The sequence below is a fragment of the Agrobacterium sp. genome (genome assembly GCF_059499945.1).
Genome location: NZ_JCABZP010000015.1, coordinates 172,181 through 186,824, shown reverse-complemented (window position 1 = coordinate 186,824; position 14,644 = coordinate 172,181). Strand labels below are relative to the sequence as shown.

Below are 14,644 nucleotides of genomic sequence, written 5' to 3'. Positions count from 1 at the left end.
TGCTGTATATTGCGCGGCGTCAGACGCCGCTCTGGCCGTCCGAGCCGATATAGGCAATGCGCACCATATTGGTCGCGCCGGGGGTGCCGAGCGGCACACCTGCGGAGATGATGATGCGATCGCCCGGCTTGCCGAAGCCTTCGGAAACCACGATGCGACAAGCGCGGTTCACCATGTCGTCGAGATCGCTGGCATCACCGGTGACGACGCAGTGCAGGCCCCAGACGACCGACAGGCGGCGTGCGGTCTGGATGATCGGCGACAGCGCAATGATCGGAACCTGCGGCCGTTCGCGCGCGGCGCGCAGGCCGGTCGTGCCCGAGGACGTATAGGTGACGATCGCCGCAAGCTTCAGCGTTTCGGCGATCTGGCGGGCGGCAAGCGAAATGGCGTCGGCACCTGTCGGTTCCGGCTGGGCGCGCTGCGCATAGATGATATTGGAATAATAGGGGTCTTGCTCCACCGTGCTGGCGATGGAGGCCATGGTGGAAACCGCTTCGACCGGGTAGTCGCCGGAGGCGGATTCAGCCGACAGCATGATGGCATCAGCGCCTTCGAAGACGGCGGTCGCGACGTCGGAGACTTCGGCGCGTGTCGGTACAGGCGCGGTGATCATCGATTCCAGCATCTGTGTGGCGACCACGACCGGCTTGCCGGCGCGGCGGCAGGCGCGGGTCAACTGCTTCTGGATGCCGGGAACGGCTTCCAGCGGCATTTCGACACCCAGATCGCCACGGGCAACCATCAATGCATCGGAAAGCTCGATGATTTCTTCGATACGCTCGACAGCCTGGGGCTTTTCGATCTTGGACATCAGGCCGACGCGGCCACGTGCGATCTTACGCACTTCGGCCAGGTCTTCCGGACGCTGGACGAAGGAAAGCGCCACCCAGTCGACTTCACCGGTTTCGAGGACTGCATCAAGGTCGACGCGGTCCTTGTCGGTCAGAACGCCAACGCCGAGCAGCGTATCCGGCAGGCTGATGCCCTTGCGGTCGGAAATGCGGGTGCCGGAAATGACTGTCGTGACGATGCTCTTGCCGTCGCTCTTTTCAGCGCGCAGATGCAGCTTGCCATCATCGATCAGCAGGCGGTGGCCGGGCTTGACCGCTTCAAGAATTTCAGGGTGCGGCAGGAAAACACGGGTGTTGTCGCCGGGGGTGTCGTTGTTATCAAGCGTGAAGGTCTGGCCCGGAACCAGATCGACCTTCGTCTCGGCGAATTTTCCGACGCGCAGCTTGGGACCCTGCAGGTCGGCCAGAATGCCGATGGGACGACCGGTACGGCTCTCGACGGAGCGGATGCGCTGAATGAGCGTCCGCATCACGTCGTGGCTCGCATGGCTCATGTTGATCCGGAAAAGATCAGCGCCAGCAAGATGCAGCTTCTCGATCATGGCCTCTTCGGAAGAGGCCGGGCCGAGAGTTGCAAGAATTTTGACTTTGCGGTTACGCTTCATCAGTTTTGATTTCCCTGTGTGCCTGGCGTATCGGAAAGCTGGACCATCCAGCTGCCCTGTCTGCCCGTGTCATATTCCTTGAAACCCATTCTCTGGAAGCTGCGGGCAAAACAATCGTCCACGCCGTTGATCTTGAACTCGTTCTCCGCCACGCACATGTTGACGTCACCGGTCCAGCGGCCGCCATGAGCGGCATCTTCGGCATAGAGATAATAATAACGTGACTGCAGCTCGCCCTCGATCAGCGTCGCGCAGGTCGAAGAGGGGACCTGCCACCAGCCTTCGCTGACCCAGCCCTCCTGTGCCCGGTAGCCGATTGCGACCCCCACGAGGTTCTGCGTGCTGTTGCACACGCGAAAATCCGCATGCGCGGGTGCCGCGATCATGAACGGGGTCAAAAACAATGCCGCTGCGGAAAAAAGACGGGCGATATGCCTGAAGTGGCGAGGAAGAGCGAGAGATGACTGAGTCACGGCTTCCATCCGGATTCCATGGTTATAATGAACACACTTCTTGGCGTGGCCGCCCAAGAAAGTCAACGCGAGTTTAATCGATTATATTGTTCGTGGGATCATGAGTGCGATAAGGTAGATGGCTGTTCTTTCGCCGTAACTTGCGCCCGGCCTCAAGCCATGCCATCAAGCTTCTCTCCTCAATCCTGCCCCAGAAAATCATCGATGAACGACTTCATACCCTATGAAATCATAGAAGGCGAATATGACAAAGGCATGGTTCTTCTGGCGGACCATGCCATGAACCTCCTGCCGGCACACTACGGCAAACTTGGCCTTCCGCAAACCGCTTTTCATCGCCACATCGCATTTGATATCGGTATAGAGGGGCTAACGCGCTCGCTTGCCGCGCGCCTGGGCGTACCGGCGGTGCTCGGGCGGTTTTCGCGGCTCCTGATCGATCCGAATCGCGGCGAGGATGATCCCACGCTCATCATGAAGATCTCGGACGGGGCGATCATCCCCGGTAACCATCCGATTTCGGACGAGGAATGGCAAAGGCGAATCGAGATTTTTCACCGGCCCTATCACAATGCCGTGGACCGTGTGCTGACCGGCGTGGCCGAGGCCTCGGAAGAAGCGCCGCTCGTCCTGTCGCTGCATTCCTACACGCCGTTCTGGAAGGAAACGCCGCGGCCATGGCATGCGGCGGTTCTGTGGGATACCGATCATCGTGCGGTCGATCCGCTTCTGGCGCATCTGCGTGCCACCGGCGATATCCTTGTGGGTGACAACGAACCCTATGACGGGGCGCTGAAGGGCGACACCATGTATCGTCATTGCATGATGAAGGGCCTGCCGCATGCGCTTCTCGAGGTTCGGCAGGACCTGATCGCGGATGAGAAGGGGATCGCCGAATGGTCGGATCGGCTCGCTCCCATTTTCGCCGCAATGAATGACGATCCCGTCTTGCATGAATATCAGCTTTTCGCCTCCCGTACCGGCCCCTATTGAGCCTGGAGTTTCGCCATGACGAAAGAGAACGACAACAGGCAGATCGAGTTTGAAGCGGCGGCCTTCCGCCGCCTCGTGAAGCACCTTCGCGAACGTCACGACGTGCAGAATATCGACCTGATGAATCTCGCGGGCTTTTGCCGCAACTGCCTTTCCAACTGGTATCGGGAAGCGGCCGAAGAGGCTGGCGTTCCGCTCAGCAAGGATGAATCCCGCGAAATCGTCTACGGCATGCCATATGAGGATTGGAAAGAGAAATATCAGGCGGAGGCGAGTGATACCCAGAAAGCCGCCTTTGAACAGAACCGGTCGAGGGAATAACCTCTGATCGACGGAAACGACTTGACGGGACGCCTTTCAGTGGGCAGTTCACAGGCCTGAATTTTGCTGCCCACTGGCAGCGGCCGGCGAAGGCTTCGCCCGGAATGATGAACAAGGCTCGCATGCGGGCCGCCAATAAAGGATGATATGATGGACGATACCAGCACCACCGAAACCGTCGCCGCCGCAGAACTGCGTCAGTTCATCGAGCGCGTTGAGCGCCTCGAAGAGGAAAAGGCCGCCATTCAGGGCGATATCAAGGATGTCATGGGCGAGGCCAAGGGTCGTGGTTACGACACCAAGGCGATCCGCACCATCATCCGTCTGCGCAAGAAGGATGCCAATGAGCGCATCGAAGAAGAAACGATTCTCCAGACCTATATGGCCGCGCTCGGTATGGAATGATCGGTTGAGAACGTCTCAATGAAAAATCGCCGCTTCTGCGGCGATTTTTGTTTGGGCCTCTGCCCAATTCAGCCGCGCGTGCCGGCGAGCTTTTCCGAAAGGTCGGCAGCTTCCTTGCGGGCGTCCTTGTCCGCAGGATAAAGCGCCAGATAACGCTCCCAGGCCTTCAGCGCCAACTCGTCGCGGCCCGAGGCTTCGAGGATGTTGGCAAGGCTTGCGAGTGCCGGGAAATAGCGCGGCTCCCTTTCCAGCGTCAGATTGATATCCGCCATCGCCTTGCGGGTATCACCATCGGCGAAATGGACCATGGCGCGGCGATACGGCGCCTGCACATAGTCAGGATCGAGCAAAACAATCTGGTCGAGAAAATCGTAAGCGGCGGCGTTGCGCTTTTCGTCGGCGGCTTCGCCCGCCCATTGCATCAGGAGATTGATTGTCGCGCTGCCGGAATCATTCCATTCGGAGGCGATCTGGTTGGCAATGCTACGTGCCTTGACCGCATTCCGTTCTTTTTTCAGCGATGCAAAAAGAGTGTCGATGGTTTTGGCGGGTGAAGGCGCGGATTCCGCAACAGCAGGTGCCTGCCCGTCCGCCGCATGGGCAATCGCAGCCATTCCCGGAAACGGGAGGCTTGAAAACAGGAAGCCCTGAGCGAGAATGATAGCCGTGCTAAAACGATTTGGGCGCATGGGTTAAAGCTTAACCCGGCTGCGCCCAATATCAAATGCAAACTTCTGCACTGTCAACAAAGTGATCCGCGAAACCATCGCGAACCGCAGTCAATCAGCCCTGACGAGCCTTGAAGCGCGGGTTCTGCTTGTTGATGATGTAGACGCGGCCCTTGCGGCGAACCAGGCGGTTATCGCGATGACGGGCCTTAAGCGCTTTAAGCGAATTCTTGATCTTCATTTTACTGGTCCGCAGTTTTGCACGGATTTTGCCGTGCTATTCAAACAATCAAAAGCGCGCAACGGGGCGCGCTCTTTTCGGTTGGCAGGCAGATACCCGTTTGAGCCCTGCCTGTCAACACTTGGCCGTGCCTTTGCCTTAAAAGACTAGGCTTTTCCTGTGTGCAGAAGCTCGGTCACATGGCCCATCTTGCGGCCCGGCCGTGCTTCCGTCTTGCCGTAGAGATGCACGAGACAGTCTTTTTTCGACAGCCATGCCGGCACATCGTCGATGTCGTCGCCGATCAGGTTGGTCATGACGCAATCGGAGTGGCGCTCCGTGCTGCCGGGGGCGAGGCCCGACACGGCCCGGATATGCTGTTCAAACTGCGAGATTACGCAGGCCGCTTCCGTCCAGTGGCCGGTATTGTGAACGCGTGGCGCCATTTCATTGGCAACCAGCGAACCATCCGGCAGGACGAAGAATTCGATGCCGATGACGCCGACATATTCGAGCGCGGCCAGAAGCTTCTCTGCTGACTCCACGGCAACCGCCTTCGCGGCATCGGAGAGCGCTGCCGGAACAGTGGACGTGTGCAGAATGCCGTTCAGATGGACATTCTCGGCGGGATCATAACAGGTGACGGTCCCGTCCTGGAAACGGGCGGCGATGATCGAAATCTCTCGCTCGAAGGCGACAAAACTCTCAAGGATGAGCGGCACGCCGCCGAGCGCTGCAAAGGCACCCGCGAGGTCTTCGCCGCCCCGGAAGAGACGCTGGCCCTTGCCGTCATAACCCATGCGACGAGTCTTCAGCACGCCCTTGCCGCCAAAGGCGACCAACGCGGCTTCCAGCTCTTCCTGGCTGTCCACGGCGCGAAAATCGGCGGTCGGGATGCCGCAACCATTGAGGAAGCGTTTTTCCGTCAACCGGTCCTGCGAGGCGCTGAGCGCCTGCGGCGGCGGATAGACGGGAACGGAGAGGCTAAGCTTTTCGGCGGCCGCGACAGGCACGTTTTCAAATTCGTAGGTCACGACATCGCAGCGGTTTGCGAGTTCCGCAAGCGCTTTTTCGTCATCATATTCCGCGACGATCTGGTCGTTGCAGACCTGCGCAGCCGGGCAATCGGCCTGCGGTTCCAGCACGATGGTTCGGTGGTTGAGACGGGCAGCGGCCATCGCCAGCATGCGCCCGAGCTGCCCGCCGCCGATGATGCCGATGGTCAGGTTGGTCGTCTTTGCCATCACTTCGGTCGTCACTGGGCGCTGTCCATGGGATATTCGGCGACGGCTGCCGACTGGCGCGCACGCCAGGCATCCAGCCGGTCAGCGAGGTCCTCGTCGCTCAGCGCCAGAACCGCAGCGGCGAGAAGGGCCGCATTGATCGCGCCGGCCTTGCCGATGGCAAGCGTGCCGACGGGGATGCCGGCGGGCATCTGCACGATGGAATAGAGGCTGTCCTGACCGGACATGGTCTTTGACTGAACCGGAACGCCGAACACCGGAAGCGGCGTCATTGAGGCCGTCATGCCGGGCAGATGGGCAGCGCCGCCGGCGCCCGCGATAATGACCTTGAAGCCTTCGTCCTTCGCGCCATTGGCGAAGTCATAAAGCCGGTCCGGGGTGCGGTGGGCGGAAATGATGCGGGCTTCGTATTCGATGTCGAGCGCATCCAGCGTATCGGCGGCGTTCTTCATGGTCTCCCAGTCGGACTGGCTGCCCATGATGATGGCGACGGGGGGCGTTTCTGCTGTCACGTAATCTCTCCGGCTCAGGCGATGATATCGGGAATGACCTGGTCTTCGAGCTGGGTCATCTTGTCCTTGACGGCCAGCTTCTTCTTTTTCATGCGCTGTATTCTCAGCGCATCGCAGCTGGTCTGGATCATCGCGTTGATCGCCGCGTCATAATCCTCATGCTCCTGGCGCAGCCGCGCCAGCGTGAGCCTGATGTCCGCCTGGTCCTGATCGGGCATCTCGTCATCCCCATTTTATGCTAGCCGGATCGGCTCCGGCGCGTCTGTGATCGTTCACGAGCCTCTATCATCAAATCGCGGTAACGGGAAGTTATCCCTTGCGACCAAATTGCCCACTTATTGCCTTCATTTCGCCTTCGACAAGACCAGCGATCCGTGTCACATTGTCGTCGCAAACCTGAAACTCCAGCGATGGAGAGCTGGAGGTAGGCTTAAAAATGGAAGGACGTGCCGCATGACCATTCAGGCTCATATTGCATCGCTCGAAAAGAAACACGGTGCTCTGGAGGAGGAGCTCGAAAGTATTCTTGCTTCCCCGTCCTCTGACGATAGAGAGATCGCCGACCTCAAACGCCGTAAACTGCGCCTGAAGGATGAACTGCAGAGGCTTAAAGCCTCCACAAGGCACTAATTGATGCCAAACCGCAGCCTTCAATGAAGGACTGACGGATTCCTTTTCGGCCCTGACGGCACCTGCGTGCTGCCAGGGCCTTTTAGTGGCTGCCTGAGCCTAGAAAGGCAACCCGTCCCAAAGCAGTTTCAGCGCGGCAATCAGCGCCATGGAATACATCAGCGGGTAAAACACTGATGGTTTCAGATATTTCACCACCCTTGCACCGGCAAGCGTCGCCAGCATCGCCACCGGCAGCAGGCTGGCCGAGGTCTTGAGGTTGGTGGCATCAAGCGCGCCGAGCGCGAAATAGGGAATGAGCTTGATCGCATTCATGATGGCGAAGAAGCGTACGCTCATGCCGGTATAGGTCTTCGGATCGAGCTTCAGCGGCAGAACATAGATCTGAAAGGGCGGTCCACCCGCATGGGCCACGAAGCTCGCATAACCGGAAAGGCTGGACCAGAGCGTCGCGGCAGCCGGTCTTTGCGGTTTGGCCGGAATTTCCTGTCCCTTACGGCTTTTGAAACTCTCCTGAAAATAACGCAGCACGAACAGGATCGTCACCGAGGCGACGACGAGACGCATGGCATCCGCGGAGATGAGGCTTGAGGTCGCCCAGCCGAGCGTGATGCCGGCGATTGCGCCGGGCAGCATGATGAGGAGCGTTTCCCGGTGGTTGTGGTGCCGCCAGGCCCAAAGCGCCACGAGATCCATCACGATCAGGATCGGCAGAAAGATCGCGGCGGCCTGCACAGGCGATACGGCAAGCGCCATCAGCGGCACGCCCATTAGGGCCAGTGCGCCGCCCAGCCCGCCCTTGGAAAGGCCGACGAGCACGACTGCGGGGATGGCGACGAGATAAAAATGAAAATCGGTCAGCATGGATGGACAGTTGATCCTTTCGCCGGTCCGGTTTATCGGATTTGTCATATGAAAACGAGTGCAGATTGCGCGGCAAGCGTCTTCTGTCTGAAATGGACGAACCGATGACCCTAGTTGAAGATCGTTGCCGCCTTGTCCTGATCGTTCCGGAATCGGACGACGCGCAAAAGCAGGCGACAGAAGTGGAAGAAGCATTGCGGGGCGGTGATGTCGCTTCCGTCATCATTCCGCAATATGGTCTGGATGACGCCGCTTTCCAGAAACGCGCCGAATTGATCGTGCCTGTCGTGCAAAAGGCCGGTGCGGCGGCGCTCATTGCCGGTGACAGCCGCGTTGCCGGTCGCGTGAAGGCGGATGGCCTTCATGTAGCTGGAAATGCCGAGGCGCTTGCCGAGGCCGTGGAAAAGTTCACGCCGAAGCTGATCGTCGGCGGCGGTAATGCGGATGACCGTCACAAGGCTCTGGAGCAGGGCGAGTCCAATCCGGATTATGTGTTTTTCGGAAAGCTGGAAGGCGACATCAAGCCTGAGGCGCACCCCAAAAACCTGGCTCTCGGTGAGTGGTGGGCGTCGATGATCGAAATTCCGGCCATCGTCATGGGTGGCACGGATGTGTCTTCGGTTGTTGCCGTAGCTGAAACCGGCGTGGAGTTCGTGGCGATGCGCAGCGGCGTCTTTGACAATGCCGGTGGCGCTGCCCAGGCGGTTTCTGAAATCAACGCCCTGCTTGACGAAAAAGCGCCACGGTTTGGCGGTTGATACAGGCGATGATCATGCGCTCGGTTCACCTCTGCTTTTCCGTTTCGCTGCTGACGCTTGCTTTCGGCGCGCCGGCGGGTGTCGCTTTTGCTCAATCCGGGCCGCAGAGCGAAAGCAATGCGCTTTCCCGCCAGCTGGAAAATGAGGCTCAGCCGACCCGTCAGGGCAGGGTGCAATCCGAAGAGCAGAAGGACTTGCAGCCGTCCGCAGGCGTCAATGTCTATCAGCGCATGGGTGCGGAGCTGCCCGCCCTGCCGCCTGAAAAGGAATTCAAGGGCCGGGTGGACGAAGCCTATGGGCATTTCCAGCGCGGTGAATATGTGCAGGCGCTCGACAAGGCGCTGAACCGTGCGCAGAACGGTGACGCATCCGCCCAGACGCTGGTGGCGGAAATGATGTCGCGTGGTCTGGGCATTGCCCGTGACGAAAAAACCGCGGCTTTCTGGTATCAGCAGGCTGCAGAGGGTGGCGATCCCGTTGCCATGTTCAAATTCGCCCTGATCCTGATGGAAGGCAAATTCGTCACCCGCGACAAGGCGAAAGCTGACGATTTCATGCGCCGCGCCGCGGAAGCCGGTAATGCCTCTGCTCAGTTCAACTGGGGCCAGATTCTGGTTTCGGAAAATCCCGGCGCCAAGGGCCTGCTGATGGCTTTGCCTTTCTACGAAAAATCCGCTGACCAGGGCATTGCAGATGCGCAATATGCGGTGTCGCAGATTTACTGGTTGGTGAAGGACGTGCCGGCCGAAAAGAAGGCCAAGGCGCGGGACTGGCTGATGCGGGCCGCAAAGGCGGGTTACGACACCGCGCAGGTCGATCTGGGCATCTGGCTGGTGAATGGTTTCGGCGGCGAGCGCAATCTGGATGAGGGCTTCCGCTGGCTATACGGTGCGGCACAGCGTGGTAATGTCGTGGCGCAGAACAAGGTGGCGCATCTTTATATTCAGGCGCTTGGCACCCGGCCCGATGCGGTCGAAGCGGCCAAATGGTATGTGCTTTCCCGTCGCGCCGGGCTGAAGGATCCCTCCCTCGAGGACTTTTATCTCGGGATCACCGACGAGCAGCAGAAGAAGGCGATTGAGGCCGCAAATCGTTTCCGCCCGACGTGATGGCAGACGGGCCTAACCACGCCGGCGCAGCCCCATGGGCTTTTTGCCTTGAATTTCCGCGCGTTTTGTGGTCTTGAACCGCAAACTTTCAATTCAAGAAAATAATGACGTGCCTGCCCGGTGAACTTCCGGGCGGTTCGCAAGCTTTCCAGGAAACAAATTCGATGGCCCGTTCAGCCCTTCTCAATGTCATGGTTCAGGCCGCCATCAAGGCGGGTAAGTCTTTGTCGCGTGACTTCGGTGAAGTGCAGAACCTTCAGGTCTCGGTCAAGGGACCGAGCGATTTCGTCTCGCAGGCGGATCTGAAAGCCGAAAAGATCGTGCGCGATGAATTGATGAAGGCCCGCCCGACCTATGACTTCCTGGGTGAAGAAGGTGGCGAGGAAAAGGGTAGCGATGGCGCGCATCGCTGGATCGTGGATCCGCTTGATGGCACCACTAACTTCCTGCACGGCATTCCGCATTTTGCGGTTTCCATCGCGCTGGAGCGTAACGGTGAAGTCGTTGCCGGCGTGATCTTCAATCCGGCCACCGACGAACTCTACACCGCCGAGCGTGGCGGCGGCGCGTTCCTCAATGATCGCCGCATCCGTGTTGCCGCGCGCAAGGCGCTGACCGATTGCGTCATCGGCTGCGGCGTGCCGCATCTCGGTCGCGGCAATCACGGCAAGTTCCTGGTCGAGCTTCGCCATGTCATGGGTGAGGCTGCCGGCATCCGTCGCATGGGCGCGGCTTCGCTCGATCTGGCTTATGTCGCCGCGGGCCGTCTCGACGGTTACTGGGAAGCCGATCTTTCGCCATGGGATATGGCGGCCGGTCTGGTGCTGATTCGTGAAGCCGGCGGCTTCGCATCCGACATCAAGGGCGGCACGGATATCTTCGGCAGCGGCACCGTTGCTGCCGGAAATGAATATATCCACAAGGCGCTCGTTGAGGTCGCCAACCGTCCCATCCCGGGCCGCTGATCGGTTTTCGGCGGAAAACCTGTCGTTTTCTACAAGTTTTAGACGCCCGGCGAATGTTCGGCGGGTGTTTTTGTTTTCCATTGCCGGGTGCTCACACATTTTCCTAAAACGCCTGTGACGAAAGACCGGCTTTTCGCTTCAAATCGTCGCAATTTTCAAATAGCTTCCGCTGGATACCTGACCAGAGGGAATGCGAACGTTATGGCGGATTCGGAGCTGCTCGATCTTGGCGTCGAGAAACCGGTGACCACACGGCAATACAGCCACAAGCTGTCCAGCCCCACACCGTTTCTCTGGACGATGGTTCTGTTTCTGATCCTCGTCGGCTTTCTGGCGGCCATTCTCTATCGGCAGGCGCACACCGCCTTCATGACCAATCCGGGGCTCAACGGCTTCATTCTCGGCGTGTTGGCCATCGGCATCATTCTGGTGTTTACGCAGACGATGAGCCTGCGCTCGGAAGTCCGCTGGTTCAATGCCTTTCGTGCTGCCGGCAGCGTCGAAAAGGTCGGCCGTGCGCCAAAACTGCTTGCGCCGATGAGCACGCTGATCGGCAAGCGCGGCGAAGTCCGGCTTTCCACGGTCACGCAGCGGACCATCCTCGATTCCATCGCAACACGACTCGACGAATCGCGTGATACCTCGCGTTATCTCGTCGGCCTGCTGGTGTTTCTCGGTCTGCTCGGCACCTTCTGGGGCCTGATCGGCACCATCGGCGCCATCAGCAATGTCATCCAGTCGCTCGATCCGAGCGCCGGTGACAGCAACGATATTCTGAGCTCGCTCAAGGCCGGTCTCACCGCGCCGCTGGCGGGCATGGGAACGGCCTTCTCCTCGTCGCTGCTCGGTCTTTCAGGTTCGCTGATCCTCGGTTTTCTCGATCTTCAGGCCGGTCGTGCGCAGAACCGTTTTTACACCCAGCTCGAAAACTGGCTGTCATCGGTAACTGACACCTCGGCGGAAGGGCCGAGGGAGTTCAAGGCCGTTGAGCCGGGCGCCATGGTCAGCACCGAGCGTTCGCTTGCGGCCATGACCAGCCTTGCCGAGGGCATTCAGGGTCTGGTCAAGAACATGCGCAGCGAACAGCAGATGCTGCGTGACTGGATCGAGGCGCAGCAGGAAGAATCGAAATCACTCCGCCGCACGCTCGACCGGCTGTCGGCGCGGATCGATAGCGACACGAAATCATCCGGACGCACCCGGCACGATAACGGGAGCGAGTAGCCATGGCGCTTGCGCGCAACCGCCGCCGCGACAGGGGTGTGGATTATTGGCCGGGTTTCGTCGATGCGCTTTCGACGCTGCTGATGGCCATCATGTTTTTGCTGACGGTCTTCGTGCTGGCGCAATTCGTACTGTCGCGCGAAATTACCGGCAAGGACGAAGTGCTGACGCGCCTCAACAGCCAGATTGCCGAACTGACCGAACTTCTGGCCATGGAAAAAGGCAACAAGCAGGATATTGAGGACGCGCTCGCAAGCCTGCAATCGACGCTCGCAGCTTCAGAAAACGAGCGTTCGCGACTGCAGGCGCTTCTCGATGCGGGATCGGGCAACAATGCGAACGCCAATGCCCGGATTGGCAGCCTGACCGGCGAGCTGGACGACCAGCGGCAGGCCAATTCCCGCGCCTCCGCGCAGATCGAATTGCTGAACCAGCAGATTGCGGCGCTGAGAGCGCAGATCGCTTCGGTGGAAGCCGCCCTGCAGGCGTCGGAAGCCAAGGATACCTCGTCTCAGGTCAAGATCGCCGATCTCGGCCGTCGCCTCAATGTCGCGCTGGCGCAGCGGGTGCAGGAACTGAACCGCTATCGGTCTGATTTCTTCGGGCGGCTGCGCGAAATCCTGTCGGACCGCGAAAATATCCGCATCGTCGGTGACCGGTTCGTCTTCCAGTCCGAAGTGCTCTTCCCTTCCGGCGGCAATGAACTCAATCCGGAAGGACAGACGGAGATGGAGAAGCTGGCGGTCGCGCTGCTCGATCTTGCCAAGGAAATTCCGGCGGAGATCAACTGGGTCCTGCGCGTGGATGGCCACACGGATAACGTCCAGCTTTCCGGTTCCGGACGTTACCGGGACAATTGGGAACTATCCTCGGCCCGTGCCACCTCGGTGGTGAAATTCCTGATTTCCAAGGGCGTCCCGGCAAACCGGCTGGTCGCCGCTGGTTTCGGTGAGTATCAGCCGATTGCCGAAGGCGATACGCCGGAAGCACGGCAGCAGAACCGCCGTATCGAACTCAAGCTCACCGAGCGCTAAAATTGCGGACCGCATCAGCGCGGTTGCCTTCCGGCGAAAGTGAATTTACGTTCGCGTAAAAGTAATTCCGTCATATCTGGGAGGGGCTGATGGAACGCTATGATGTGATCGTTGTCGGCGCGGGGCTTGCCGGGCTGGTGGCGGCAACCGAGGCTGCTGAGCGAGGTTTCAGCGTCTGTGTCGTGGATCAGGAGGGCGAGCAGAACCTTGGCGGCCAGGCCTTCTGGTCGCTGGGTGGTCTGTTTTTCGTCGATAGTCCCGAGCAGCGCCGGATGCGGGTGCGAGACAGTCTCGATCTTGCGCGGCAAGACTGGTTCGGCTCAGCCGGTTTCGACCGTCCGGAGGATTATTGGCCGCGCCGTTGGGCGGAGGCCTATCTCGATTTCGCTGCCGGTGAAAAACGCGAATGGCTGCACCGTATGGGCATGCGCTGGTTTCCTGTGGTCGGCTGGGCCGAGCGTGGCGGCAGCCTCGCTCATGGTCATGGCAATTCCGTTCCGCGTTTCCATGTCACATGGGGCACGGGTCCGGGCGTACTCGCACCCTTCGTTAAAAAGGCGAAGGCCATGGCGGCAACCGGCCGGCTGACCTTCCGTTTTCGCCACCAGGTTGATCGTCTGGAGGTCGTCGACGGCCGGGTGACCGGCATTTCAGGCGCTGTTCTTGTAGCCGACCCCGTGCAACGCGGGCAGGAGAGCAGCCGGGAAGAGCAGGGCGATTTTACCTTCTCCGCTGCGACGGTCATCGTCAGTTCCGGCGGCATCGGCGGCAATCAGGAACTGGTGCGGCGCAACTGGCCGGTGGAACGGTTGGGCGCGCCTCCCGCAAGCATGGTCTGCGGTGTTCCCGCGCATGTGGATGGCCGCATGATCGCCATTACGGAAACGGCTGGCGGAGCCGTCATCAATCGTGACCGCATGTGGCATTATACCGAGGGCGTGAAAAACCATGATCCGATCTGGCCGGGTCACGGGATCCGCATTCTGCCCGGTCCCTCGCCCTTCTGGTGCGATGCGGATGGAAACCGCCTCGCCGCCCCCGCCATGCCGGGTTTCGATACGCTCGGCACGCTTAAAATGCTGGGCGAACGCGGCAGCGGCCATAGCTGGTTCATTCTGACCAAGGTGATCATCAAGAAGGAATTTGCGCTTTCAGGCTCGGAGCAGAATCCTGATCTGACCGGCAAGGATATACCGCTGCTGCTCAAAAGGTTGGGCAAGGAGCCGCCGGGACCAGTGCGTGCTTTCATGGAGCGCGGCGAAGATTTCGCGGTTCGAGATACGCTGGAAGAACTCGTGGCGGCGATGAATGCCATCAGTGGCGATAACCGGCTGCATATAGACCATATCCGCCGGCAGATCGAAGCGCGCGACCGCGAAATCGAAAATGGTTTCAGCAAGGATGCCCAGGTAACGGCCATCCATGGCGCACGTCGTTATCTTGGCGACCGGCTGATGCGGACGGCAAAACCGCACCGGCTGCTCGACCCGTGGATGGGACCGTTGATTGCCGTGCGGCTGCATGTGCTGACGCGCAAGACGCTTGGCGGCCTTCATACCGATCTTGAAGCCCGGGTGCTGGATGCTGCCGGTGAGCCGGTGCCGGGGCTTTATGCCGCCGGCGAAGTGGCGGGTTTCGGTGGCGGTGGCATGCATGGCTACAACGCGCTGGAGGGCACATTCCTTGGCGGCTGCCTGTTTTCGGGCCGCATTGCCGGACGCAGCGTGCTGGCGTGAGCCGTTGAGAGCGGAATGGTGAAACACCA

18 protein-coding genes are annotated in these 14,644 nt (G+C 59.8%); 10 read left to right on the top strand and 8 right to left on the bottom strand.

Annotation, left to right across the window (positions count from 1 at the left end; genetic code table 11):
• Positions 1-19 precede the first annotated feature (19 nt).
• Together pyk and AC5I5B_RS18450 are read right to left on the bottom strand one after the other, a co-directional pair.
• Positions 20-1,459, bottom strand: a complete 1,440-nt coding sequence (gene pyk / locus AC5I5B_RS18455; protein ID WP_003506145.1) for a pyruvate kinase — start codon at positions 1,457-1,459, stop codon at positions 20-22.
• On the bottom strand, positions 1,459-1,845 hold the full coding sequence (locus AC5I5B_RS18450; RefSeq protein WP_020012242.1) for a DUF1036 domain-containing protein: 387 nt from the start codon (positions 1,843-1,845) through the stop codon (positions 1,459-1,461). The genes pyk and AC5I5B_RS18450 overlap by 1 nt, the downstream gene beginning before the upstream one ends.
• 291 nt (positions 1,846-2,136) lie before the next feature.
• On the opposite strand from AC5I5B_RS18450, the gene AC5I5B_RS18445 reads away from it, so the two are divergent.
• From AC5I5B_RS18445 to AC5I5B_RS18435, 3 genes are all read left to right on the top strand, one after another.
• Positions 2,137-2,925 carry an N-formylglutamate amidohydrolase gene (locus AC5I5B_RS18445; protein WP_111792242.1) on the top strand — a complete coding sequence of 263 codons (789 nt, stop codon included), beginning with the start codon at positions 2,137-2,139 and terminating at the stop codon, positions 2,923-2,925.
• Positions 2,926-2,940: 15 nt separating this feature from the next.
• Positions 2,941-3,246 carry a DUF1244 domain-containing protein gene (locus AC5I5B_RS18440; RefSeq protein WP_111792243.1) on the top strand — a complete coding sequence of 102 codons (306 nt, stop codon included), beginning with the start codon at positions 2,941-2,943 and terminating at the stop codon, positions 3,244-3,246.
• Positions 3,247-3,393: 147 nt separating this feature from the next.
• Positions 3,394-3,651: a DUF2312 domain-containing protein gene (locus AC5I5B_RS18435; RefSeq protein WP_020812069.1), complete on the top strand. Its 258-nt coding sequence runs from the start codon at positions 3,394-3,396 to the stop codon at positions 3,649-3,651.
• 68 nt (positions 3,652-3,719) lie between these two features.
• Here AC5I5B_RS18435 and AC5I5B_RS18430 read toward each other — a convergent pair whose 3' ends face one another.
• The 5 genes from AC5I5B_RS18430 to AC5I5B_RS18410 form a co-directional block, all read right to left on the bottom strand.
• Positions 3,720-4,340: a tetratricopeptide repeat protein gene (locus tag AC5I5B_RS18430; RefSeq protein ID WP_087746053.1), complete on the bottom strand. Its 621-nt coding sequence runs from the start codon at positions 4,338-4,340 to the stop codon at positions 3,720-3,722.
• 94 nt (positions 4,341-4,434) lie between these two features.
• Positions 4,435-4,560, bottom strand: coding sequence for a type B 50S ribosomal protein L36 (gene ykgO, locus AC5I5B_RS18425; RefSeq protein ID WP_003497670.1), 126 nt, complete (start codon positions 4,558-4,560; stop codon positions 4,435-4,437).
• Between the two features lie 146 nt (positions 4,561-4,706).
• Entirely contained in the window at positions 4,707-5,783 is a 1,077-nt protein-coding gene (locus tag AC5I5B_RS18420; protein WP_111834245.1) for a 5-(carboxyamino)imidazole ribonucleotide synthase, read from the bottom strand.
• 11 nt (positions 5,784-5,794) lie between these two features.
• Complete coding sequence (gene purE / locus AC5I5B_RS18415) at positions 5,795-6,262, bottom strand: 5-(carboxyamino)imidazole ribonucleotide mutase (protein WP_035212960.1); 468 nt, start codon at positions 6,260-6,262, stop codon at positions 5,795-5,797.
• Between the two features lie 47 nt (positions 6,263-6,309).
• Positions 6,310-6,513: a YdcH family protein gene (locus AC5I5B_RS18410; protein WP_003497661.1), complete on the bottom strand. Its 204-nt coding sequence runs from the start codon at positions 6,511-6,513 to the stop codon at positions 6,310-6,312.
• Between the two features lie 235 nt (positions 6,514-6,748).
• Between AC5I5B_RS18410 and AC5I5B_RS18405 the strand changes: the two genes are divergently transcribed.
• Positions 6,749-6,925 carry a YdcH family protein gene (locus tag AC5I5B_RS18405; RefSeq protein WP_003506164.1) on the top strand — a complete coding sequence of 59 codons (177 nt, stop codon included), beginning with the start codon at positions 6,749-6,751 and terminating at the stop codon, positions 6,923-6,925.
• Positions 6,926-7,024: 99 nt separating this feature from the next.
• Here the strand turns inward: AC5I5B_RS18405 and AC5I5B_RS18400 are convergent, their stop codons facing one another.
• Positions 7,025-7,789, bottom strand: coding sequence for a sulfite exporter TauE/SafE family protein (locus AC5I5B_RS18400; protein ID WP_003506166.1), 765 nt, complete (start codon positions 7,787-7,789; stop codon positions 7,025-7,027).
• 104 nt (positions 7,790-7,893) lie between these two features.
• Between AC5I5B_RS18400 and AC5I5B_RS18395 the strand changes: the two genes are divergently transcribed.
• The 6 genes from AC5I5B_RS18395 (at position 7,894) to AC5I5B_RS18370 (ending at position 14,615) form a co-directional block, all read left to right on the top strand.
• Positions 7,894-8,547 carry a thiamine phosphate synthase gene (locus AC5I5B_RS18395; RefSeq protein ID WP_003506168.1) on the top strand — a complete coding sequence of 218 codons (654 nt, stop codon included), beginning with the start codon at positions 7,894-7,896 and terminating at the stop codon, positions 8,545-8,547.
• An 8-nt stretch (positions 8,548-8,555) separates the two neighbouring features.
• Positions 8,556-9,656 carry a tetratricopeptide repeat protein gene (locus AC5I5B_RS18390; protein WP_162695504.1) on the top strand — a complete coding sequence of 367 codons (1,101 nt, stop codon included), beginning with the start codon at positions 8,556-8,558 and terminating at the stop codon, positions 9,654-9,656.
• 164 nt (positions 9,657-9,820) lie between these two features.
• The gene (locus tag AC5I5B_RS18385; protein ID WP_003506172.1) at positions 9,821-10,621 is read left to right on the top strand and encodes an inositol monophosphatase family protein; all 801 of its coding nucleotides are present in this window, start codon (positions 9,821-9,823) and stop codon (positions 10,619-10,621) included.
• 201 nt (positions 10,622-10,822) lie between these two features.
• A complete protein-coding gene (locus AC5I5B_RS18380; protein WP_003506173.1) occupies positions 10,823-11,845 on the top strand; it encodes a hypothetical protein in 1,023 nt (340 codons plus the stop codon).
• Positions 11,846-11,847: 2 nt separating this feature from the next.
• Positions 11,848-12,879: a peptidoglycan -binding protein gene (locus AC5I5B_RS18375; RefSeq protein WP_003506175.1), complete on the top strand. Its 1,032-nt coding sequence runs from the start codon at positions 11,848-11,850 to the stop codon at positions 12,877-12,879.
• Positions 12,880-12,968: 89 nt separating this feature from the next.
• Positions 12,969-14,615: an FAD-binding dehydrogenase gene (locus AC5I5B_RS18370; protein ID WP_111834192.1), complete on the top strand. Its 1,647-nt coding sequence runs from the start codon at positions 12,969-12,971 to the stop codon at positions 14,613-14,615.
• Positions 14,616-14,644: the final 29 nt, after the last annotated feature.

Coding starts and splice junctions, on each gene's coding strand:
- pyk (WP_003506145.1), bottom strand. CDS start 1,459: ATGAAGCGTAACCGCAAAGTCAAAATTCTTGCAACTCTCGGCCCGGCC.
- AC5I5B_RS18450 (WP_020012242.1), bottom strand. CDS start 1,845: ATGATCGCGGCACCCGCGCATGCGGATTTTCGCGTGTGCAACAGCACG.
- AC5I5B_RS18445 (WP_111792242.1), top strand. CDS start 2,137: ATGAACGACTTCATACCCTATGAAATCATAGAAGGCGAATATGACAAA.
- AC5I5B_RS18440 (WP_111792243.1), top strand. CDS start 2,941: ATGACGAAAGAGAACGACAACAGGCAGATCGAGTTTGAAGCGGCGGCC.
- AC5I5B_RS18435 (WP_020812069.1), top strand. CDS start 3,394: ATGATGGACGATACCAGCACCACCGAAACCGTCGCCGCCGCAGAACTG.
- AC5I5B_RS18430 (WP_087746053.1), bottom strand. CDS start 4,340: ATGCGCCCAAATCGTTTTAGCACGGCTATCATTCTCGCTCAGGGCTTC.
- ykgO (WP_003497670.1), bottom strand. CDS start 4,560: ATGAAGATCAAGAATTCGCTTAAAGCGCTTAAGGCCCGTCATCGCGAT.
- AC5I5B_RS18420 (WP_111834245.1), bottom strand. CDS start 5,783: ATGGCAAAGACGACCAACCTGACCATCGGCATCATCGGCGGCGGGCAG.
- purE (WP_035212960.1), bottom strand. CDS start 6,262: ATGGGCAGCCAGTCCGACTGGGAGACCATGAAGAACGCCGCCGATACG.
- AC5I5B_RS18410 (WP_003497661.1), bottom strand. CDS start 6,513: ATGCCCGATCAGGACCAGGCGGACATCAGGCTCACGCTGGCGCGGCTG.
- AC5I5B_RS18405 (WP_003506164.1), top strand. CDS start 6,749: ATGACCATTCAGGCTCATATTGCATCGCTCGAAAAGAAACACGGTGCT.
- AC5I5B_RS18400 (WP_003506166.1), bottom strand. CDS start 7,789: ATGCTGACCGATTTTCATTTTTATCTCGTCGCCATCCCCGCAGTCGTG.
- AC5I5B_RS18395 (WP_003506168.1), top strand. CDS start 7,894: ATGACCCTAGTTGAAGATCGTTGCCGCCTTGTCCTGATCGTTCCGGAA.
- AC5I5B_RS18390 (WP_162695504.1), top strand. CDS start 8,556: ATGATCATGCGCTCGGTTCACCTCTGCTTTTCCGTTTCGCTGCTGACG.
- AC5I5B_RS18385 (WP_003506172.1), top strand. CDS start 9,821: ATGGCCCGTTCAGCCCTTCTCAATGTCATGGTTCAGGCCGCCATCAAG.
- AC5I5B_RS18380 (WP_003506173.1), top strand. CDS start 10,823: ATGGCGGATTCGGAGCTGCTCGATCTTGGCGTCGAGAAACCGGTGACC.
- AC5I5B_RS18375 (WP_003506175.1), top strand. CDS start 11,848: ATGGCGCTTGCGCGCAACCGCCGCCGCGACAGGGGTGTGGATTATTGG.
- AC5I5B_RS18370 (WP_111834192.1), top strand. CDS start 12,969: ATGGAACGCTATGATGTGATCGTTGTCGGCGCGGGGCTTGCCGGGCTG.